Raw genomic sequence first — 20721 nt, 5'->3', positions numbered from 1 at the left:
TTTTGTTTCTGGACCACCAGTTCAATTGGCTTTCGTAGTGACCGGGAGTTTGTGATGACTGACGATCAAAAAACGGAAAAACCGTCCGTCGATCAGGGGCTGCAGGACCTGATTGCGGAAAATGATACAGGGGCCCGTCAGCCAAGTGGTTTGACGGCGAAAATATTGTTGTGGCTTGCCGTTGCGTGGTCACTTTTCCAGCTATGGCTTGCGTCGCCATTGCCGTTTATCTTTAATTTTGGCGTTTTGAACTCGACCGAAGCACGGTCGATCCATCTCGCATTTGCGATTTTCCTGGCCTTCATGGCCTATCCGGCCTTCAAAAACTCCCCGCGCAGCTATATCCCGATCATGGATTGGGTGCTGGCCGCGGTTGGTGCGTTCTGTGCGGCCTATATTTACATTTTCTATCGCGACCTTTCCGATCGTCCGGGCCTGCCGATTACGGCCGACCTTGTTGCGGCCGGTGTTGGCCTTGTCATGTTGCTTGAAGCAACCCGTCGTGCCCTTGGCCCGCCCTTGATGATCGTTGCCATGGTGTTCCTGGCTTACGTCTTCTTTGGCAATGCCGCCTGGGTGCCGGACGTTCTGCAATGGAGTGGTGCAAGCTTCTCCAAGGCGATGTCGCATCAGTGGATCACGACAGAGGGCGTATTTGGGATCGCGCTTGGCGTTTCGACAAGCTTTGTGTTCCTGTTTGTCCTGTTTGGCTCGCTTCTCGACAAAGCCGGTGCAGGCAACTATTTCATCAAGGTGGCGTTTGCTGCCCTTGGTCACATGCGCGGTGGCCCGGCAAAGGCCGCCGTTCTGTCCTCGGCGATGACCGGTCTTATTTCCGGCTCCTCGATTGCCAACGTTGTGACGACGGGTACCTTTACCATTCCGCTGATGAAGCGCGTTGGCTTCCCCGGTGAAAAGGCCGGGGCGGTCGAAGTCGCATCCTCGGTCAATGGTCAGATCATGCCGCCGGTCATGGGGGCTGCGGCGTTCCTGATGGTGGAATATGTCGGCATCCCGTATCCGGAAGTCATCAAGCATGCCTTCCTGCCAGCAACGATTTCCTATATCGCGCTGATTTACATCGTTCACCTTGAGGCGCTTAAGGCGAACATGCAGGGCCTGCCGAAACGTGTGACCTCAACCCTTGGTCAGACCTTGATCAGATCACTTCTGTTTGTGCTGTCGCTCGTGGTTCTGTCGGGTATCGTCTATTACGCCATCGTCTTCCAGAAAGGCCTGTTTGGTGACGGTGTTGGCTGGATCGTCGCGGCAGAATGTGCGGTGATTTATCTGGCCGGTCTTTATTACGCGGCCAAATATCCTGATCTTGAAATGGATGACCCCAACCAGCCAGTTGTTGAACTGCCGGCATTGGGTGAAACCGCCAAGGCGGGCCTGCATTATCTGCTGCCGGTCGTGGTTCTGGTCTGGTTCCTGATGATCGAGCTGAAATCACCGGGGCTTTCGGCATTCTGGGCGACGGTTCTGATGATCTTCATCATGCTGACTCAGCATGCCGCCAAGGGCTTCTTCCGCAAGAAACCCGATTTTGCCAATGACCTGAAACTTGGTGTCATCGACGTCATTGACGGCTTTGCCACCGGTGCGCGCAACATGATCGGTATCGGTGTCGCAACGGCTGCTGCCGGGATCATTGTCGGCACGGTTTCACTGACCGGGATCGGTCAGGTGATGGTTGAGTTCGTCGAACTGATTTCGGGCGGCAATCTGATGCTGATCCTGATCTTTACGGCCATTATCAGCCTGATCCTTGGCATGGGGCTTCCGACAACGGCGAACTACATCGTGGTTTCAAGCCTGATGGCGCCGGTGATTGTCGAGCTGGGGGCTGCGAACGGGCTGATTGTGCCGCTGATCGCGGTTCACCTGTTCGTCTTCTATTTCGGCATCATGGCCGATGTGACGCCACCGGTTGGTTTGGCATCCTTTGCCGCAGCGGCCGTTTCGGGGTCTGATCCGATGAAGACGGGGCTGGTCGCATTCTTCTATTCGATGCGCACAGCGGTTCTGCCGTTCCTGTTCCTGTTTAACACCCAGCTTCTGATGATTGGTCTGGATCATCCGGTGGATGTGGTGGTCGTGGTGATGGTTTCGACAATCGCCATGCTGGTCTTTGCCGCAGCAACGCAAGGGTATTTCTTTGCCCGGTCCAAGCTGTGGGAAAGTGTGGCATTGCTGTTGATCGCCTTCACCCTGTTCCGTCCGGGCTTCTGGCTCGACATGATTGCGCCGCCTTATGAAAACCTGCCGGCGACAACGATTGTCGAGGATGCCGCCAACATGCCCCCGGAATCGAGCATCCTTCTGGATGTTGAAGGGATTAGCATCGAGGGTGATGAAGTTTCCAAATCCGTGATGCTGCCTTTGGGGCCAGCCGGATCGGGTGAGGATCGCCTGTATCATGCCGGTATCGGCATTCGTGACGAAGATGGTCGTATCTATATCGATGATCTGGTCTTTGCCGGCCCGGCCGAAAAAGCCGGTCTTGATTTCGACTTTGAAATCACCGCGGTCAAGGTCGAGGCAGATCGTCCGGCCAAGGAGGTCTTCTTTATTCCGGCCTTCCTGCTGCTGGGCGGGATCATTGTTCTTCAACGCCGACGCAAGCGCAGTGAAGACGCGCTTGGTACGGCCTGACAGGGAGCGTGAACATGTACAAGGATATTCTGGTCACAGTAGATCTTGATCATGAGTCTTCCTGGAAGAAGGCCATACCGGTGGCAATCAAGCAGGCGCAAAGCTTTGGCGCGCGTTTGCATGTTCTGACCGTGGTGCCCACAGTCGGGATGTCGATGGTCGGTCAGTTCTTCCCGAAGGGCTATGAAACCAAGATTCTAGAAGCCTATAACGAGCGCCTGCATGAATTTGTGTCCGAGCATATTCCCTCAGACATCAAGGTGCAGCACATCGTCGGCCAGGGAACGGTTTACGAGGTCATCTTGCAGATGGCCAAGAAAACTAATTGCGACCTGATTGTCATCGGGTCGCATCGCCCGGAACTCAAAGACTATCTTTTGGGCCCGAACGCAGCGCGCGTTGTGCGCCATGCGGAATGTTCGGTCATGGTCGTACGCGACTAGGGTTTGAGTGCCAATTGGCCTGAAAACAAGAACGGGGGCGATGCCATGGCATCGCCCCCGTTTGCGTTGGAACGGATCAAATGATCAGTTTGCCGCGCACGGGTTGGCGGCACACGGATTGGCCGCACAAGGGTTGGCTGCTGCGCACGGGTTTGCCGCACAGGGGTTCGCAGCACACGGGTTGCAGGGATTAACTTTCTTGGCAGCACACGGGTTTGCCGCACAAGGATTGGCGGCACACGGATTAGCTGCGCACGGGTTGCACGGCGCGCAGCTGGCAACTTCCGCAGCCGGCGTCGGAAGCGGGGCTGCCATCGCCATCGGGGTTGCCATGGCAAGGCTGGTGCCAATCGCCATTGCCGGGATCAGTGCCTTTTGGGTGAAAGTCAGGGATTTCTTGTTCATGTCGTGCCTCTCTGTAGGTCCGGTAAGATTAAGCCGGGGCGTTCCATCGCCCGTCGGTGGAGGCACTATGGTCCAATTCTTCCCTGGTGCGGCGTCACATGGTTTCACTGTTATGTGAGTCCACCGTGTTCACACGACCGGTGGTGGCGGCCGAACTAACAGCCTGTTTCATAAAGAGAATGTCAAAAATACTGTCGTGTAATGGTCAAAGCGATTGAAAGTGCGATGAAATTTCCTCATTTTGTGCTCAGGGAAAAGGACGGGTGAAAATGCAGGTCCGCTTGAAGAAAGCGTGAGACGCATCACCGATCAGGACGGAAGTTTGTATGAGAGTCGGGGACTGTATCGCAGATATCTGGAAATTCTGCGCTGTCGCATGTGTTGTTGGCCTCGCAGGAGTCTCCGATGGACAGGCTGCCGGTAACGGAATCCCGGACACGGTTCGTATCCCGTCCGGCTGGTTCTGGCAGGGATCCGATTCTATTGAACGCCAGTATGCCTATGAAATCGATGAACAGGTCCATGGCCATGACATCAGCCGTCGCAACAGATGGTATGATCTCGAAGCCGATAAATGGCGCGTTCATTTGCTGGCCTACGATATGGGTAAAACGCCCGTCACCAACGCCCAGTATGCCGCCTTCATTGAAGAAACCGGCCACCCGGCACCAGATATCAATCAGGAAGACTGGGAACGCCAGGGTCTGATCTATAATTACGATACCGTCTTGCCGTTCTTGTGGAACAATGGCAATCCTCCGCGTGGACGGGGTAATCACCCTGTGGTTCTGGTGTCCTGGCAGGATGCCAATGCCTATGCCACCTGGCTTAGCGAGAAGACCGGTGATAACTGGCGTCTGCCCGATGAATTATATTGGGAGAAAGCTACGCGTGGGCCGGACGGGACGTTTTATCCGTGGGGCAACATATTTGACGCAACCCGCTTGAACAGTGCCGATAAGGGGCCGTTTGATACCGTTCCGGTTGGTCAGTTCGAAGAAGGCCCCTATGGCCTGTATGACGGGGTCGGGCAGGTGTTTGAATGGACATCTTCATCATCCCAGCCGGGCTATCGCATCGTCAAAGGCGGGTCATGGGATGACCGGGGGTGTGGCGTTTGTCGCCCGGCAGCCCGACATGGTCGCCCGGAATTTCTCAAGCACATCCTGATCGGTTTTCGGGTCATGCGCGACCAATAGGTCTGTGGCCGCCCCCCTTATCTGTTACCGGTCGCATACACCAGTTTTGTGCGACGCCCCAAAGTTTGTTGCAAAGCTCCTTGAAATCACTAACTGTTGATAGGGGTTCATTGGCGCGATCAGGGAAAAACCACCTTAATCTGTCCATGCAGAATGATGGGTGGATCGCAACGATGTTGGTGAAGATATGACTGAAGATACACTTGATTTGGCGTCGATCCCGACAGACCAACTCGAAAAAATGTTGGCAGCCGGACGTGACGTCATGGAATGCCACCGGGTCCTGACCGCCACGGGCGATAACATCGTGGGCGAGTTGATCAAGGGCGGTGGGACGTTTTACGAATGGACGCATTACCCTCAGGGCGATGTCTATGACCGCCAGTCCCACGCACAATTCTATTACCACGCCCATCCCAAGGAAGAGCGCCGGGACTGGGACGAACACGGCCATTTCCACACATTCATGCGCCCGCGTGGCATGCCCGATGGCTGCAAGCCCAAAGAAATTGACGGATTTGACTATCCTGAGGGCCCGAATGATGCCCTTTCGCATCTGATTGCGTTTTCGATGGATGAGTTCGGTTTCTGTCAGCGCCTGTTTACGACCAACCGCTGGGTGACCGGTGAAGTCTGGTATGAGGCCGAAGACGTTATTGGCATGCTTGATGGCTTTGTCATTGATCACGCCCAGCCATCTTGGCCGGTCAACCGCTGGGTTTCGGGCATGATGGTGCTGTTCCGTCCGCAAATTGAACAGCTGATCCGTGAACGTGATCAGGCTGTGGCGGACTGGATGGACAAACATCCGGACCGGGATGTCTATGAGGACCGTGAGCTTGAAGTGACCTCGACCCTTGACGTGGCGACGGTCGAACAGATGCGCTCTGTTGGCGAGGAACTTCTGCGCCGGCGCGAGGCGGCCTGACGTTCCTGGTTTTATCGGGCTGTGCGGATCATGATCTGCAAAAAAAATGGCCGGGGCGATATGCTCCGGCCATTTTGCGTTTTCACAGGAAAACAGAATTTACTGGGTTTTCAGGAACTCGATGATGTCCGCGATATCGGACTCTTTTTTGAGTTTGAAGGCCATTTTGGAACGCTGCTTGGAACCGGCAATTTCGCTCAGCTTTGCGGACGGATCCTTCAGATAATCGGTCAGGAATGCTTCATCGGCGACAAAGCCTTTTTCGCAAGCGGCCTGATAGCCACGACCGTATTTGAAACCTTCAGCCGCGCCGCATTCACGACCGAATGCACCCGCAAGGCTCGGGCCGACCTTGTTTACACCGGCATCAAGGCTGTGGCAGGCAGCGCAGCGTTTGAAAAGTTTTTCACCCTTTGCCGCATCACCGGCAACCGCAGGTGCCGCCGACAGGAAAACGAGGGAGCTGGCAACGAGAACCAGTTTGCGCGAGAACGTCATTATGGAGCCTCTCTCTTATTTAGATGGTCCCGATGGCCGGGATAATGCACCGCGTTCTGGCGCATCTGTGGTAACCGCAAGGTCAAGGCGGCAGTTTTGCATGCATGAACATGGTGCATGACCGCTTGATCTTCAAAAACTGGTAACCAGATTTATCATATTGTGATGATGAAGAATTTGAGTTTAGTCAATTTTTCGTCGGTGCTGTCGGAATTTGCCAGATTTCTCGTCTTTTGATCGCTGGCAAATAATTTACGACTGAAATAGTGTGTTTCCGCCATGGCGGCAGGTGGTCAGATATCATCCATCCGGCATCGGGATAAAATTCCCGATCTTTACTGATCAACAGGATGGTTGAAAATCAGGACCTTGTGTCCCAACTAAGGAAAATATGTTTGTCGATTCCCTGCCGGAAGTATAATCTTGCGCAGTAATTTGGCAGCCATGTGAGAAGCGTGCCAGGAGATATCTATTGCCACGTATCACCAAAGAAGATCTGAGCAAGCTGGTTCAGGACCCGTCCGGGTCAAACCGTGCCGACACGGCTGAGAAAATCAGCCGTGAATTCACGACCGAAACCCTGACGGACAGCGAACGTGTTCTGGCCGAAGATATTTTCCGTCTGATGATCCGCGACGCGGAAGTGCGCGTTCGTAAGGCCCTTGCCAAGAACCTTGCCCAGACACCTCTGGTGCCCCATGACGTTGCTGCGACCTTGGCGCGCGATGTTGATGATGTTGCCCTGCCGGTTCTGGAATTTTCCGAAGTGCTCAATGATGACGATCTTGTCGATATCATTGGCGACAATGCAGACAGTGTTGAAAAGCAGCGCGCGATTGCCTCGCGTGCCCATGTGTCTGAAGTTGTTTCGGCAACGCTGGTTGATATCGGCCATGAAGACGTGATGGTCGATCTGATGTCAAACCAGGGTGCGGAAATCAGCGAGGTTTCCTTGCAAAAGGTCGTTGATGATTTCGGCGACAATGAACGCATCCAGAAACCGATGATCGAACGCAACCATTTGCCGATCACGATTGCCGAACGCATGGTGACCCTGGTGTCCGAACGGATGCGCTCACAACTGATTTCGCGCGGCCATATCCCAGAGGGCATCGTCAATGCCGTGATGACCCAGTCGCAGGAAAGCGCGACCATCGGGTTGCTTGGTGACGGGGTTGAAGAACGTGATGTCGAATTGCTTGTTGAGCACCTTTATACTAACAACCGTTTGACCAGCGGCCTGATCCTCCGCGCCCTTTGCATGGGGGATGTTTCGTTCTTTGAAGCGGCCTTGGCAAAACGGGCAGGCGTATCGCTGATCAATACCCGGATCCTGATCCATGACAGCGGACCGTTTGGTCTGGAAGCGATCTATAACAAGGCCGGCATGCCAGAGCATTTCTTCCCCGGTGTCCGTGCTGCCATCGAAGTGGCGCGCGAAACATCGTTTGACGGTGAAGAACATGACAAGGAACGCTATTCCCGCCGGATGATTGAACGGGTTCTGACCCAGTATGGTGACTTGGGTGTCGAGTTCGATTCAGATGATGTCGATTATCTCATGGGCCGCATGCTGCAGCTTCCCGGTGAACGGGCGATGCATCACTGATCAGCTGCGCGCTACAATGTAGTCAGATCAAAGCCGCCCGATCGTGGATCCGGGCGGTTTTCTTTTGGGGCCTTGTTGCCAAACGAAAAGGGCGCCGTCTTTTGACGGCGCCCTTTTAACGATTGTTTGTGCCTTACGCTATTCAAGAATAGTGTTGGGCATCCAGAGTGCCAGTTCCGGGAAGTACATCACCAGAAGCAGCCCGACAACCTGCAGCAGCACGAAGGGAATAATGCCCTTGTAGATCTGCTGGATGGAAATCGACTTTGGCGCCACGCCTTTGAGATAGAACAGGGCAAACCCGAAGGGCGGCGTTAAGAAACTTGTTTGCAGGTTCACCGCCACAAGGACCGCAAACCAAGTCAGAACCTGTGCTTCGCTTGCTTCCAGGCCACCGATATCCAGGTGATGACCGAAATCAAGCTGGGCAATAACCGGTGCAAAGATCGGCAGAACGATCAGGGTGATCTCGACCCAGTCAAAGAAGAAGCCAAGGATAAAGACAATCAGCATCAGCAACAGCAGAATGCCCCACGGTCCCAAACCGGCACTTTCGACAAGATCGATCACCAGATCATCGCCGCCAAGCGAACGGAACACATAGGAAAACACCGTTGCACCGGCAAACAGGAAGAACAACATCGCGCCGGTAAGGGCCGAACGTTCGCAAACATCCTTGAGGACCGGCCATTTCAGGCGTCCCTTGACCAATGCCAGGAAGGTCGCGCCAACCGCACCAACGCCTGCGGCCTCGGTCGGTGTGGCAAAACCGGCAAAGATCGATCCCAGAACCAGAACAATCAGGAAGACCGGCGGCAGGAAGCTGCGCACCACCATCATGACAAGGTCTTTGCCATGCACCGCTTCGCCTTCTGGCAGGGGCGGGGCAAGGGACGGGTTCATCTGACAGCGTACAAAGATATAGACGGTGTAAAGACCCGCCAGGATCAGGCCCGGAATGATGGCCGCCAGGAACAGGTTACCAACCGATACCGACAGAAGGTCGGACATCAGAACCAGCATGATCGATGGCGGGATCAGAATGCCCAGCGTCCCCGATGCGGCAATTGTCCCGGTGGCAAGCGACGGGTCATAGTTACGACGCATCATGACCGGCAGGGCCAGCAGGGTCATCATCACGACCGATGCGCCGATAATGCCGGTGGTTGCCGCCATGATGGTCCCCATCAGGGTCACCGACAGGGCAAGACCACCCGGGACCTTGCGCAGCAGCATGTTGAGGCATTCCAGAAGATCTTCTGCAACACCACTTTTTTCAAGCATCGTGCCCATATAGATAAACATCGGCACGGCGACCATCACCATATTTTCGGAGATGCCGCCCCAGATGCGAGAGACGATATTGAAAAATTCAATAAAGGAGAAAACGTCATAGGCCATACCCAGGAAGCCAAAGCCGATCCCGATGCCTGAAATGACGAATGCAACCGGAAGTCCCGTGAAGACAAGCATGCCCAGCGAGGCAAACATGAACAGCGGAAACCAGTCTTCGATATAGAAGTTACCCATTTGGAATTATCCCCGTTCCGCTCAGTCTTCGATCTTGGCGGTGCCAAGGTCTTCTAGATGGTGGGTGCCGACATAGTAGCCTGCGCGCTTGTGCAGGTTGGTCGGGCCAAAGACAAAGACGAAGCATTTCAGGAAGATTGAAAGCCCCGCCATGGCGAGAAGGCCAAAGCCGATGGGGATGGTCGATTTGATGATCCAGCGGTGGGTTAGGCCGGTTGTGGAAGCCGAAACCTCGTTGCTTTCAAAAGAGCGGGCAACAAAATCAAAACCGAAATACAGCACCAGTGCACAGAATGGCAAAACGCAAATGATACCGCCGATCATCTCGACGATCGCACGGGTGCGGGGGCGTAGGTTGTCACGGATCAGTTCGATACGGACGTGTGAGTCGCGAATATAGGCGAACCCGAAACACAACATAAACAGGCCGGTATGCAGATGCCATTCAAGCTCCTGAAGCTTGATGGAGCCCTGTCCGCCAAACTTACGTTGGATCACGTCGTACAGGATGACGATCATCAACGGTATCGCAAGCAGGCTTGCCCACTTGCCCACACGGGTCACGATGGCGTCGATGCCGTCACTAAATTTCAGTAGCGCTTCCATAGAAGGTCTCCCGGGTCTTCTTTTCGCGGTCAAGGCCGGGGCACGGAGCACCCGGCCTTGCCGAGACTTGTTTTTGTCGACTGCCTCAACAGTCGTTCAGACCTGTTGGATTATTCGAGATATCCGATGTCTTTCCAGATCTTGTAATCTTTGCGGAAGCTCTGGAGGCTTTCGTAAGCCATTTTGAAGTTCGCATCCTCAGCCGAAAGCTCGGTTGCAACTTCTTCCCAGGCACCACGCATGGTGTCGAGCATTTCCGGCGACCATTTTTTGATGTTCACACCTTTTTCCTGAAGTTCTTTCAGGGCGTTGAACTGGATCGCTTCACCTTCTGCAAAGCCATATGCAAGGTTGTCGTTACATACGGATTCGATCTGGGCGCGCTGGGTGTCGGAAAGGGCATCCCACTTTTCCTTGTTCATCATCAGATCGAACAGGGTCGACTGCTGATGCCAGCCCGGGAAGTAGTAGTATTTCGCGACCTGATGGAAGCCGAGTTTCAGGTCAATCGCCGGCATGGAGAATTCGGTGGCATCAATGGTGCCAAGCTCAAGTGCCGGATAGATGTCGCCGCCCGCCAGAAGCTGGGTGGAAACACCAAGTTTTTCCATCACTTTTGCGCCAAGACCGAAGAAGCGCATTTTCAGACCTTTAAGGTCTTCCGGCGAATTGATCTCCTTGGAGAACCAACCCGATGCTTCCGGTGCGATCAGGCCGCAGAACAGCGATTTGATGCCATGTTCGGCATACAGATCGTCAAAGATTTCCTGGCCGCCGCCAAACTTGACCCATGCCAGATATTCACCAGCCTGCGGGCCGAACGGAACGGCACCGAACAGTTGAAGGGCCGGTACTTTACCTGCCCAGTAACCCGGGGTGGAGAATGCGGCATCAATCGAGCCGGTCGAAACGGCATCGAAAACTTCCAGTGCTGGCACAAGGGCGCCTGGCTCGTAGAATTTGATGCGGACATTGCCGCCAGAAACTTCTTCGATTTTCTCTTCGACGCGTTTGCCAAGCGTACCGAGCTGGGTCAGGCTGCCCGGATAGGTGGAGCCCATTTTCCAGCGAACACGCTCCTGGGCGTCCGCATCAGACGGGGCCGCCGTGAACGCAGCCGCAGCAAGAACAGCAGCGCAAGTTGCTGATTTAAGCACTTTAGAAAAAGTCATTCGTCTTCCTCCCTAAGAAGTCCGAAATTGGTAATACCACGTGAGGCCGACCACCGCCTTTTGCTTTTATTATTGGGCGGTTTTCTCCCCGATTTTTATGTTGCAGGGCGAAGCATAAGCGTATTTCGCAAGGATGAGCAAGTTTGTTTCCTCGTTTGCGAAAGAAAATATCTTTATTGCGGTGCAAAAATGAAACTTGCTGTCGGGCGCAAAAGCAGGAAATCCGCACGGGATTGCGTATTTGGTGCTCTTTCATCTTGTTCGAAAGTTGAATGCCAAAAAGGCCTATGATCCTCGTCGTTTACGCAGGTGCGATCTCATGACCTTACTTTTCGTATGGTGATTCGCTATCCGTTAGGATCGTTTTGCCATGTTGTTCGTGGAAGTACGTGCTGGCCGTCTGATGCTGCCATGCCGAAGTGCAGATGCAGCAGATTTTGGCATCAACACGGGTTTTCATGTGCGAAAACGAAAACGGGCGGCCTTTCAATGAAAGACCGCCCGACTGATGGTCGGAGCGAGAGGATTCGAACCTCCGACCCCTGCCTCCCGAAGACAGTGCTCTACCAGGCTGAGCTACGCTCCGTCAGTGGGCGGAGGTTTATCCCTTCTTTCGGCGCGGATCAAGCATAAACCCGACGTTTTGGCGGAAAAAATGTCAGTTTGGTGTCGTGCGGGGATGGGGACGAAACAAGCGATTGAAATTCATGGGCGCGCGCATGTTCATAGGGCGATGGCTTGCCGTTTGAAACGCAAAAGGCCCTGAAACGGATAACCGTATCAGGGCCTTTGAATGATGGTCGGAGCGAGAGGATTCGAACCTCCGACCCCTGCCTCCCGAAGACAGTGCTCTACCAGGCTGAGCTACGCTCCGTCATTCTGCGAAGCCGGGTGATAATGGTTTATCGCAGGCGACGCAAGATATTTTTGTGCCGTCCGGGTGTGACCCCGGCATGCGCAACGGGAATATCGATTAATATGGGCGGGAAATGCAGAACTCGACAGCTTCGATCATGGCATCCTTGATCGCGCCATCTTCAAACCGGGTCAGGGTGTCGATCGCCTTCTGACCGAACTCGCGCGCCCGGTCCATGGATGCATCAAGCGCGTTATATTTGCGGATCAGTTCCTGTGCGCGGTCCAGATCGCCATCCTGGAAGTCCTGATCTTCCATGCAGCGCCGCCAGAAGGCTTTTTCGTCTTCATCACCATTGGCATAGGCAATAATCACCGGCAGTGTCACCTTGCCGTCGCGGAAATCATCGCCAACGGTTTTGCCAAGGGTCGACTGATGGGCGGAGTAATCCAGAACATCGTCAATTAGCTGGAAGGCCGTCCCAAGATAGATGCCGTAAAGACGAAGCGCTTCTTCATCCTCCGCCGAGCGATCGGCAATCACCGCACCAATCTGCGATGCCGCACCAAACAGGGCTGCGGTTTTGGCGGTGATCACTTCGAGATAGGCTTCCTCGGTGGTGCCCATGTCATTGGCGGTAGACAGCTGCAGGACTTCGCCTTCGGCGATAACGGCAGATGCCTGTGCCAGAATATCAAGAACGCGCAGCGACCCGGTTTTGACCATGACAACAAAGGCGCGCGCAAACAGGAAGTCGCCGACCAGAACGCTGGCTTCGTTGCCAAACAGGGCATTGGCCGATGCCTGACCACGGCGCAGCTGGCTTTCGTCAACTACGTCATCATGCAGAAGGGTCGCTGTGTGAATGAATTCAACGCAGGCTGCAAGATCAACGGCATGCGGGCCATCGCCGTAACCGCAAAGGCGGGCGGATGCCAATGTCAGCATCGGGCGCATACGTTTGCCGCCAGCAGCGACAAGGTGCGTTGCCAATTGCGGAATCAGGGCGACTTCGCTGTGCATGTTGTCGATGATCACCTGATTGACGCGCTTCATGTCGCCGTCGACGAGGTTGACCAGTGAATCAAGGCTCGGCTGAGTCTTTGGCTGCGGTGCGGTATTGGTCACGCTGTATTCCGACTTCTCAAATGGCATCTTCGCTGCCTGCTTGGGCGAAGATTGCAAATAACAGCAGGCGGCCTCAACATAGATAGGCCAAGCTGTTGTGGTCAAGTGGACAAATGCGGTTCCAGTCCTGCTTTAACCGCAGATAATTCAGGGTTTCTTGCAAAGGATTTTGTAAACCACGACTGCAAGCCCCTACATTATAGAGATATTATTGTTTTTTGGATTTCTTCAAAGTTCAAAACGTAAGACAAGCCTGATCACAGTTTGAGGGAAAATGCCGATGATCGAACTATTTCGCAGTAACGATCCGATCGAACTGAGCTGGGCACAGGCTGTTTTGGCCGATGAAGGCATCGACAGTCATATTTTTGACTATCATGCCAGCATCATCGAAGGATCCATCGGGGCGCTGCCAAGGCGATTGATGGTCGATGGCGAAGAGGAAAGTCGCGCGAAATACGTTCTTGATGTTGCCAGACGCGAGCTTGATGAGCATAACGCCAAAAGTGATGGTTCGGACGCGCTGGCGTCCGAATAACATTGCAAACAACCCGGAACGACAGATCAGGACCATTGATGGTGAGTGCAGCCACACGCATTGAAGTGCCCGATTTCCCCGAAGAGCGGATCAGTCATGATTACCTTCTTGGCGGGTCGGTTGTGCTCAAGCAACCCGTCGACGGCTACCGGGCGGCGGTCGATGCTGTATTGCTGGCGGCATCGGTTTCGATCAATTCCCGTCGTGATGAAAAGATCCTTGATGTCGGGGCGGCTGTTGGCAGTGCCGGACTGTGTGTTGCCCGACGCCTTGAAACCGCAAAGGTAACCGGTGTTGAGCTGCAAGATGATCTCTATGCGCTGTTTTGTCGCAATGTGATGGAAAATGATTTCGCCGGGCGGGTCACGCCGATCCACGGTGATATCAATGATGGTCGCTTGCCGCTGGTTGCTGAAAGCTTTGATCAGGTGATTTCCAACCCGCCCTATTATGCCGGTGGCACGCGGCCCAGCAACGAAAGCCGTGCCAGGGCCCATCAGGAAGGCACCGCCGATCTTAAGGGCTGGATCGGTTTTTGCCTTAAGATGGTCCGGCAAAAGGGGCGCATCACGCTGGTGCATCGTGCCGATCACCTTGACCGGATCATTGGTCTGTTGCACGGGAGGGCGGGAGACATGACGGTTTACCCGATCTGGAGCAAGGCCGACGCAGATGCGCCCTTGCGTGTGATTGTTTCGGCCCGCAAGGGCGTTGCATCGCCGCTGACCATGCGGCGCGGGATCGTTTTGCACGATGAAGGCGGGGTCTATTTGCCGGAAACGGATCGCCTTTTACGCAATCCGACGGCATTGCCCGGTTTCTAAATCGGTCGAACTTGAATATAAAGACGACATGGTTGCGATGAATGTCGCAGATAAATCCGTGCTTTGGGACCTGACATGCTGAGTTTTTCGAAAATCCTATTCACCGCGCTTGTCGTCGTTGTCGTCTGGCAGGGCTTCAAACTGTTTAATCGCGGCAAACAGGTTTCCAGCAAAGAGCAGCCCAAACAAACCAGCCACGAAAAGAAAAGCCAGTCCAAGCCGGTCGCCCACGAGCTTGAAAAATGCCCGAATTGCGGGGTTTACCATGCCGAGGGCAACGCGCATCGCTGCGAAGACTAGGGCTTCTACCTGCCTTTCTGATTTGCCTGTGACGAAAGCCGCCTGATGGCATTCGACTTTGGGGCAAGGCATGTGAATTTGTCTTGGATTTTTCCCGATAATCGCTGATCTATGTTGCTGCAATGCGGCATAATGGCGAAGGGCAGGATACAAGGGTTGCAAATTCGGCGTGTCTCAGGGCTTTTGCGTTCTTGACCGCGCCGGGGCAGGGCGGTAGCTTGCCGCCATAAATTTACAGAAACAGTAACAGAGAGTTCGCGCCATGGCGCTCGACGGGTCACAACGTCCCCCTTCATTCCAGGAAATCATTCTTCGACTGCAAAGCTATTGGGCCGATCAGGGTTGTGTCATCCTGCAGCCTTATGACTTGGAAGTCGGTGCCGGTACCTTCCACACCGCGACAACCTTGCGCGCGCTGGGCCCGGAAACCTGGAATGCAGCCTATGTGCAGCCGTCCCGTCGCCCGACCGATGGTCGTTATGGTGAGAACCCCAACCGTCTGCAGCACTATTACCAGTTCCAGGTTCTGATGAAGCCGTCACCGGCCAATTCGCAGGATCTGTATCTTGGCTCGCTCAAGCATCTGGGCATTGACCCGATGGCCCATGACATCCGCTTTGTCGAGGATGACTGGGAAAGCCCGACGCTGGGCGCCTGGGGTCTTGGCTGGGAAGTGTGGCTTGATGGCATGGAAGTCACCCAGTTTACCTATTTCCAGCAGGTTGGCGGTTTTGAATGTAACCCGGTCCCGGTAGAGCTGACCTATGGTCTGGAACGTCTGGCGATGTATATTCAGGGTGTCGAGAACGTTTACGATCTTGATTACAACGGCGCTGGTGTAAGTTACGGCGACGTGTTCCTGCAGAACGAACGCGAACAGTCGACCTATAACTTTGAAGTCGCAAACACCGACATGCTGTTCCAGCACTTCAAGGATGCGCAGGCCGAGTGTGCGGTGAATATTGAACGTGGTCTGGCGCTGCCGGCTTATGAGCAGGCCATGAAGGCATCCCATCTCTTTAACCTCCTTGATGCGCGCGGTGTGATTTCCGTGACCGAACGTGCGGCCTATATCGGCCGCGTTCGTGACATGTCGAAATCCTGCTGCGAAGCGTGGCTGCGGTCGCGTGGCCATCTGAACGAGGAGGCTTAAGTCATGGCCGAATTGCTGCTTGAACTGTTTTCCGAAGAAATCCCGGCCCGCATGCAGGCGCGTGCAGCCGAAGACCTGTCCAAACTGGTCACCGATGGCCTGAAGGCCACCGACCTTGGCTTTGATAAGGTCGAAGCGCTGGTTACCCCGCGTCGTCTGACCCTGATTGTTGATGGTCTGCCGGAAAAACAGCCTGACCTGCGCGAAGAGCGCCGTGGTCCGCGTGCCGATGCCCCGGAAAAGGCCATCAATGGCTTCCTGACCGGCAATGGTGTGACCCTTGATCAGTGCGAAAAGCGTGAAACGCCCAAGGGCGTCTTCCTGTTTGCGATTGTCGAACAGAAAGGCCGCGCGGCATCCGATGTCATCAAGGACATCATCGAAGATGCAATGAATAAACTGCCCTGGCCGAAATCCATGCGCTGGGCAGATCAGAAAATCCGCTGGGTGCGTCAGCTTGACCGCATTCTGTGCCTGTTTGATGGCAAGGTTATTCCGGTCACCTATGGTCCGGTCACCGCAGGCGATACCACCCGTGGCCATCGTTTCCTTGCCCCGGCCGAATTCAGTGTCACGAATGCCGCCGATTACAAGGAAAAGCTGCTTGCCGCCAAGGTCATGCTGGATCGCGAACAGCGCAAACAGGTCATCCTTGACGGTGCCAAGAAACTTGCAGCGTCCGAAGGCTTTGAACTTCTGGAAGACAACGGTCTTCTTGAAGAAGTTTGTGGTCTGGTTGAATGGCCGGTGCCGGTCATGGGCAAGGTTGATGACCAGTTCATGGACATCCCGCGCGAGGTTCTTGAAACCTCGATGCGTGAACATCAGAAATATTTCGTGGTCGAAGACAAGGCCGGCAAGCTTGCCGCGCGCTTCATCACGGTTTCGAACATGATCACCGCCGACAGCAACGCCAAGATCATCGCCGGGAACGAGCGGGTTCTGCGTGCGCGTCTGCATGATGCCAAGTTCTTCTGGGATCAGGATCGGAAAGTGACGCTGCAATCGCGTCTGCCGAAGCTTGATAACATCGTCTTCCACGCCAAGCTTGGCTCGCTGGCAGAGCGCGTTCTGCGCCTGCGGGGTCTGGCGCGTGAAGTTTCTGCAGATATTGATGGTTGTGATACCAAGCTGGCCGACCGCGCAGCAGAAATCGGCAAGGCCGATCTCGTGTCGCAGATGGTGTTTGAATTCACCGAACTTCAGGGGCTGATGGGTAAATATTACGCCGAGAATGACGGCGAAGCCCCGGAAGTCGCCAATGCAATTGCCGAGCATTATGCACCGGCCGGCCCGTCGGACATGTGCCCGACCGCCCCGGTTTCGGTTGCCCTCGCTCTGGCTGAGAAACTTGATACCCTTGCCGGGTTCTTTGCGATTGATGAAAAGCCGACCGGTTCAAAAGACCCGTTTGCTTTGCGTCGTGCGGCACTGGGTGTCATTCGTCTGGTTCTGGAAAACGGTTTGCGTTTGCCGCTGCGGCGCATCTTTGCTTTCGCGGTTTCCCAGTACCCGGCAACCATTCGTCGTGACGAGGCGGTCGAAGACCTTCTGGCCTTCTTTGCAGACCGTCTCAAAGTCCATCTGCGTGAACAGGGTGTGCGCCATGATCTGGTGTCGGCCGTGTTTGCACTCGATGGCGAGGACGATCTTGTCCGCCTGTTGGCCCGTGTTGAAGCGCTTTCCGATTTTGTCTCCGGTGAAAGCGGCGTCAACCTTATGGCCGGATACAAGCGTGCGTCCAACATCCTGCGCATCGAAGAGAAAAAGGACGATATGTCCTATGACGCGGACGTCTCCGCGGATCTTCTGAGCCTGGAAGAAGAACGCAAACTGTATGAGGCGCTCATTGATGTCCGGCACAAGGCCTTGCCACTTCTGCGTGACGAGGATTATGCCGCGGCTATGACCGAATTTGCGCGGTTGCGTGAACCGGTCGATACATTCTTCGAAAAGGTTACGGTCAATAGCGACAATGCTGATGAACGTGCCAACCGCTTGAAGCTGTTGGCGCAAATTCGCACGGCATTGCACGATATTGCCGACTTCTCGAAGATCGAATCATAAATACGGTCAAGGTTGCGGGGCTTTCCCCATCCGGGGAGGCCCATCGGGGCCTCGACCAGATGAGGAAAAGGCAAGATGACCAAATGGGTTTACGGTTTCGGTGGCGGTAGCGCCGAGGGCCGTTCGGATATGCGTGAACTTCTGGGCGGCAAGGGCGCAAACCTTGCCGAGATGTGCAATCTCGGACTTCCAGTCCCGCCCGGCTTTACCATTACAACCGAAGTCTGCACGGCGTTTTATGACAATGACCGCGCTTACCCGGATGGTCTGAATGCCGAAGTCGAAAGTGCCTTGGCCTCTGTTGAAAAACTTGTCGGCCGTACATTTGGCAATGCCAAGGACCCGCTTCTTGTTTCCGTGCGATCCGGTGCCAGGGCGTCCATGCCCGGCATGATGGATACGGTTCTGAACCTTGGTCTCAATGACGAAACGGTCGAAGGACTGGCAGCCGTATCTGGTGACCGTCGCTTTGCCTATGACAGTTACCGCCGCTTCATTCAGATGTATGGCGACGTCGTTCTGGGCGTTGATCACTATCACTTCGAAGACATCCTTGAGACCGTCAAGGAAGACAAGGGCGTTGCCCTTGATACCGACATGGGCGCAGATGACTGGGCCGAAGTCGTCGAAGCATTCAAGAAAAAAGTCAAAAGCGAATTGGGCGAACCTTTCCCGCAGGACCCGCGCGAACAGCTGTGGGGCGCGATTGGTGCCGTCTTTGGCAGCTGGATGAATGCACGTGCCAACACCTACCGCCGTTTGCACAATATCCCGGCCAGCTGGGGGACTGCGGTCAACGTTCAGGCGATGGTCTTTGGCAATATGGGCGATGACTGCGCGACCGGTGTGTGCTTCTCACGCAATCCCTCAACTGGCGAAGATCGCTTCTATGGCGAATACCTGATCAATGCGCAGGGCGAGGACGTTGTTGCCGGTATCCGTACTCCGGCGCCGCTGACCGAAATTGAAAAACAGGAATCCGGTTCCGACCTGATTTCGATGGAAGCCGCGATGCCCCGTGTCTTCAAGGAACTCTGTGATATCCGCGAAAAGCTTGAATCCCATTACCGCGACATGCAGGACATGGAATTCACCGTTGAGTCCGGCAAGCTTTACATGCTTCAGACCCGTGCGGGCAAACGCACGGCGAAGGCTGCACTGCGCATCGCGGTTGAAATGTGCCGTGACGGCGTGATTTCCCAGGAAGACGCCATCATGCGCGTCAATCCCGCGCAGCTTGACCAACTGCTGCACCCGACCCTTGATCCCGAAGCGGACCGCAAGGTGGTTGGTATGGGCCTTCCGGCATCACCCGGCGCGGCATCCGGCCAGATCGTCTTTTCCGCCGAGGTTGCCGAAGAATGGGCAGGCAAGGGTCGCAAGGTTATTCTAGTACGTATCGAAACAAGCCCCGAAGACATTGCCGGCATGCATGCGGCCCAAGGTATTCTGACATCACGCGGTGGCATGACCAGTCACGCGGCCGTGGTTGCGCGCGGTATGGGCACACCTTGCGTTTGTGGTGCCGGTGCGGTCAAAATTGACTATGCCAACAAAACCATGATGTCGGGCGGTGTGACCCTTAAGGAAGGGGACGTTATCACCCTTGATGGCGCAACCGGCGAAGTCATGCTGGGCGAAGTCGCAACCCTGAAGCCCGATCTTTCCGGTGATTTCTCGCAGCTGATGGAATGGGCGGATGCGCTGCGTCGTCTTACGATCCGCACCAACGCCGAAACCCCGGAAGAAGCCGAAACTGCACGTGGCTTCGGGGCAGAGGGCATAGGTCTTTGCCGCACGGAACACATGTTCTTTGATCCGGAACGGATTATCTCCATGCGCGAGATGATCTTGGCTGAAACCGAGCAGGGCCGTCGTTCCGCGCTGGCAAAACTTCTGCCCTATCAGCGTCAGGACTTTATCGACCTGTTCCGCATCATGAAGGGGCTGCCGGTCACCATTCGTTTGCTCGATCCGCCGCTGCATGAATTCCTGCCGCATGGCGATGCCGAAATCGCCGAGGTGGCCAAGGCTGCCGGTGTGTCCGAAGCCATCGTCAAGCGTCGCCTGCTGGATCTTGCCGAAGCCAACCCGATGCTGGGTCATCGCGGCTGCCGTCTGGGGATCAGCTATCCGGAAATCTACGAGATGCAGGCACGCGCCATCTTTGAAGCTGCGATCGAGGTGACCAAGGATGGTGGCGATCCGGTCATTCCGGAAATCATGATCCCGCTGATTGTTGGCAAGAAGGAACTTGAAATCCTCAAGGCCGCGATCATCAGGGTCGCAGCTGAGGTCGAAGACGAAAAGGGCGCCAAGCTGAAATATCTGGTTGGCACCATGATCGAACTGCCGCGTGCCGCGCTCCGGGCGGGTGAAATTGCCGAAGAAGCCGAATTCTTCAGCTTTGGCACGAACGACCTCACCCAGACGACCTTTGGTCTGTCACGTGATGACGCGGCGCGCTTCCTTGATACCTATATTGCCAAGGACATCTTCGCCGGTGATCCGTTCGTATCGCTGGATCAGGATGGCGTTGGCGAGTTGGTCAGCCTTGCGGCCGAGCGGGGCCGTGCAACGCGCGGTGACATCAAGCTTGGCATTTGTGGGGAGCATGGCGGTGATCCAGCATCCATCGCCTTCTGCGAGGCACAGGGGCTTGATTACGTTTCCTGTTCCCCGTACCGCGTACCGATTGCCCGCCTTGCTGCAGCACAGGCTGCACTTGGTAAATAATTTCAGCACGTAAATTTGAGACGTGAACAAAGATAAAAACGGCAACGGGGTAGCTCGTTGCCGTTCTTTTT

At 55.0% G+C, this 20721-nt stretch carries 17 protein-coding genes and 2 tRNA genes; 11 read left to right on the top strand and 8 right to left on the bottom strand.

Features of this window, described 5'->3' with window-relative positions:
• Positions 1 to 54 precede the first annotated feature (54 nt).
• Positions 55 to 2658, top strand: a complete 2604-nt coding sequence (locus ACXAIA_RS09365) for a TRAP transporter permease (protein WP_475349084.1) — start codon at positions 55 to 57, stop codon at positions 2656 to 2658.
• Positions 2659 to 2672: 14 nt separating this feature from the next.
• Positions 2673 to 3101 carry a universal stress protein gene (locus tag ACXAIA_RS09360; protein ID WP_475349083.1) on the top strand — a complete coding sequence of 143 codons (429 nt, stop codon included), beginning with the start codon at positions 2673 to 2675 and terminating at the stop codon, positions 3099 to 3101.
• A gap of 84 nt (positions 3102 to 3185) precedes the next feature.
• Here the strand turns inward: ACXAIA_RS09360 and ACXAIA_RS09355 are convergent, their stop codons facing one another.
• Positions 3186 to 3506, bottom strand: a complete 321-nt coding sequence (locus tag ACXAIA_RS09355) for a hypothetical protein (protein WP_475349082.1) — start codon at positions 3504 to 3506, stop codon at positions 3186 to 3188.
• 326 nt (positions 3507 to 3832) lie between these two features.
• Between ACXAIA_RS09355 and ACXAIA_RS09350 the strand changes: the two genes are divergently transcribed.
• Positions 3833 to 4705, top strand: a complete 873-nt coding sequence (locus ACXAIA_RS09350) for a formylglycine-generating enzyme family protein (RefSeq protein ID WP_475349081.1) — start codon at positions 3833 to 3835, stop codon at positions 4703 to 4705.
• A 187-nt stretch (positions 4706 to 4892) separates the two neighbouring features.
• Positions 4893 to 5633, top strand: a complete 741-nt coding sequence (locus tag ACXAIA_RS09345) for a DUF6969 family protein (RefSeq protein WP_475349080.1) — start codon at positions 4893 to 4895, stop codon at positions 5631 to 5633.
• A gap of 99 nt (positions 5634 to 5732) precedes the next feature.
• On the opposite strand, the gene ACXAIA_RS09340 is transcribed toward ACXAIA_RS09345, so the two are convergent.
• On the bottom strand, positions 5733 to 6131 hold the full coding sequence (locus tag ACXAIA_RS09340) for a c-type cytochrome (RefSeq protein WP_475349079.1): 399 nt from the start codon (positions 6129 to 6131) through the stop codon (positions 5733 to 5735).
• A 472-nt stretch (positions 6132 to 6603) separates the two neighbouring features.
• On the opposite strand from ACXAIA_RS09340, the gene spbR reads away from it, so the two are divergent.
• Entirely contained in the window at positions 6604 to 7740 is a 1137-nt protein-coding gene (gene spbR, locus ACXAIA_RS09335; protein ID WP_475347435.1) for a SpbR family protein, read from the top strand.
• 138 nt (positions 7741 to 7878) lie between these two features.
• On the opposite strand, the gene ACXAIA_RS09330 is transcribed toward spbR, so the two are convergent.
• From ACXAIA_RS09330 to ACXAIA_RS09305, 6 genes are all read right to left on the bottom strand, one after another.
• Positions 7879 to 9270: a TRAP transporter large permease gene (locus ACXAIA_RS09330; protein ID WP_475349078.1), complete on the bottom strand. Its 1392-nt coding sequence runs from the start codon at positions 9268 to 9270 to the stop codon at positions 7879 to 7881.
• A gap of 21 nt (positions 9271 to 9291) precedes the next feature.
• Positions 9292 to 9876, bottom strand: coding sequence for a TRAP transporter small permease subunit (locus tag ACXAIA_RS09325; RefSeq protein WP_475347433.1), 585 nt, complete (start codon positions 9874 to 9876; stop codon positions 9292 to 9294).
• Positions 9877 to 9986: 110 nt separating this feature from the next.
• Positions 9987 to 11048, bottom strand: coding sequence for a TRAP transporter substrate-binding protein (locus ACXAIA_RS09320; protein WP_475349077.1), 1062 nt, complete (start codon positions 11046 to 11048; stop codon positions 9987 to 9989).
• Between the two features lie 509 nt (positions 11049 to 11557).
• Positions 11558 to 11634, bottom strand: a tRNA-Pro gene (locus tag ACXAIA_RS09315).
• Positions 11635 to 11845: 211 nt separating this feature from the next.
• Positions 11846 to 11922: transfer RNA gene (locus ACXAIA_RS09310), tRNA-Pro, on the bottom strand.
• Between the two features lie 99 nt (positions 11923 to 12021).
• Complete coding sequence (locus tag ACXAIA_RS09305; RefSeq protein WP_475349076.1) at positions 12022 to 13059, bottom strand: polyprenyl synthetase family protein; 1038 nt, start codon at positions 13057 to 13059, stop codon at positions 12022 to 12024.
• Positions 13060 to 13312: 253 nt separating this feature from the next.
• On the opposite strand from ACXAIA_RS09305, the gene ACXAIA_RS09300 reads away from it, so the two are divergent.
• The 6 genes from ACXAIA_RS09300 (at position 13313) to ppdK (ending at position 20650) form a co-directional block, all read left to right on the top strand.
• Positions 13313 to 13570: a putative signal transducing protein gene (locus ACXAIA_RS09300; protein WP_475349075.1), complete on the top strand. Its 258-nt coding sequence runs from the start codon at positions 13313 to 13315 to the stop codon at positions 13568 to 13570.
• Between the two features lie 38 nt (positions 13571 to 13608).
• Complete coding sequence (locus ACXAIA_RS09295) at positions 13609 to 14394, top strand: tRNA1(Val) (adenine(37)-N6)-methyltransferase (protein ID WP_475349074.1); 786 nt, start codon at positions 13609 to 13611, stop codon at positions 14392 to 14394.
• A gap of 75 nt (positions 14395 to 14469) precedes the next feature.
• Positions 14470 to 14694, top strand: a complete 225-nt coding sequence (locus ACXAIA_RS09290) for a hypothetical protein (protein WP_475349073.1) — start codon at positions 14470 to 14472, stop codon at positions 14692 to 14694.
• Positions 14695 to 14956: 262 nt separating this feature from the next.
• Positions 14957 to 15847 carry a glycine--tRNA ligase subunit alpha gene (locus tag ACXAIA_RS09285; protein ID WP_044828052.1) on the top strand — a complete coding sequence of 297 codons (891 nt, stop codon included), beginning with the start codon at positions 14957 to 14959 and terminating at the stop codon, positions 15845 to 15847.
• A gap of 3 nt (positions 15848 to 15850) precedes the next feature.
• The gene (glyS, locus tag ACXAIA_RS09280; protein ID WP_475349072.1) at positions 15851 to 17914 is read left to right on the top strand and encodes a glycine--tRNA ligase subunit beta; all 2064 of its coding nucleotides are present in this window, start codon (positions 15851 to 15853) and stop codon (positions 17912 to 17914) included.
• A gap of 75 nt (positions 17915 to 17989) precedes the next feature.
• The gene (gene ppdK / locus ACXAIA_RS09275; RefSeq protein WP_475349071.1) at positions 17990 to 20650 is read left to right on the top strand and encodes a pyruvate, phosphate dikinase; all 2661 of its coding nucleotides are present in this window, start codon (positions 17990 to 17992) and stop codon (positions 20648 to 20650) included.
• The last annotated feature ends 71 nt before the right edge of the window (positions 20651 to 20721 follow it).

This window comes from Thalassospira sp. ABL2_045 (genome assembly GCF_056161285.1).
The sequence above is the reverse complement of the archived record's forward strand: the minus strand, read 5'-3'. Positions and strand labels throughout refer to the sequence as shown.

Excerpts from the sequence above, each read along its gene's own strand:
- ACXAIA_RS09365 (WP_475349084.1), top strand. The coding sequence starts at position 55 with ATGACTGACGATCAAAAAACGGAAAAACCGTCCGTCGATCAGGGGCTG.
- ACXAIA_RS09290 (WP_475349073.1), top strand. The coding sequence starts at position 14,470 with ATGCTGAGTTTTTCGAAAATCCTATTCACCGCGCTTGTCGTCGTTGTC.
- ACXAIA_RS09285 (WP_044828052.1), top strand. The coding sequence starts at position 14,957 with ATGGCGCTCGACGGGTCACAACGTCCCCCTTCATTCCAGGAAATCATT.
- ACXAIA_RS09320 (WP_475349077.1), bottom strand. The coding sequence starts at position 11,048 with ATGACTTTTTCTAAAGTGCTTAAATCAGCAACTTGCGCTGCTGTTCTT.
- ACXAIA_RS09350 (WP_475349081.1), top strand. The coding sequence starts at position 3,833 with ATGAGAGTCGGGGACTGTATCGCAGATATCTGGAAATTCTGCGCTGTC.
- ACXAIA_RS09300 (WP_475349075.1), top strand. The coding sequence starts at position 13,313 with ATGATCGAACTATTTCGCAGTAACGATCCGATCGAACTGAGCTGGGCA.
- ACXAIA_RS09325 (WP_475347433.1), bottom strand. The coding sequence starts at position 9,876 with ATGGAAGCGCTACTGAAATTTAGTGACGGCATCGACGCCATCGTGACC.
- ppdK (WP_475349071.1), top strand. The coding sequence starts at position 17,990 with ATGACCAAATGGGTTTACGGTTTCGGTGGCGGTAGCGCCGAGGGCCGT.
- ACXAIA_RS09345 (WP_475349080.1), top strand. The coding sequence starts at position 4,893 with ATGACTGAAGATACACTTGATTTGGCGTCGATCCCGACAGACCAACTC.
- ACXAIA_RS09330 (WP_475349078.1), bottom strand. The coding sequence starts at position 9,270 with ATGGGTAACTTCTATATCGAAGACTGGTTTCCGCTGTTCATGTTTGCC.
- ACXAIA_RS09355 (WP_475349082.1), bottom strand. The coding sequence starts at position 3,506 with ATGAACAAGAAATCCCTGACTTTCACCCAAAAGGCACTGATCCCGGCA.
- ACXAIA_RS09360 (WP_475349083.1), top strand. The coding sequence starts at position 2,673 with ATGTACAAGGATATTCTGGTCACAGTAGATCTTGATCATGAGTCTTCC.
- ACXAIA_RS09340 (WP_475349079.1), bottom strand. The coding sequence starts at position 6,131 with ATGACGTTCTCGCGCAAACTGGTTCTCGTTGCCAGCTCCCTCGTTTTC.
- ACXAIA_RS09305 (WP_475349076.1), bottom strand. The coding sequence starts at position 13,059 with ATGCCATTTGAGAAGTCGGAATACAGCGTGACCAATACCGCACCGCAG.
- ACXAIA_RS09295 (WP_475349074.1), top strand. The coding sequence starts at position 13,609 with ATGGTGAGTGCAGCCACACGCATTGAAGTGCCCGATTTCCCCGAAGAG.
- glyS (WP_475349072.1), top strand. The coding sequence starts at position 15,851 with ATGGCCGAATTGCTGCTTGAACTGTTTTCCGAAGAAATCCCGGCCCGC.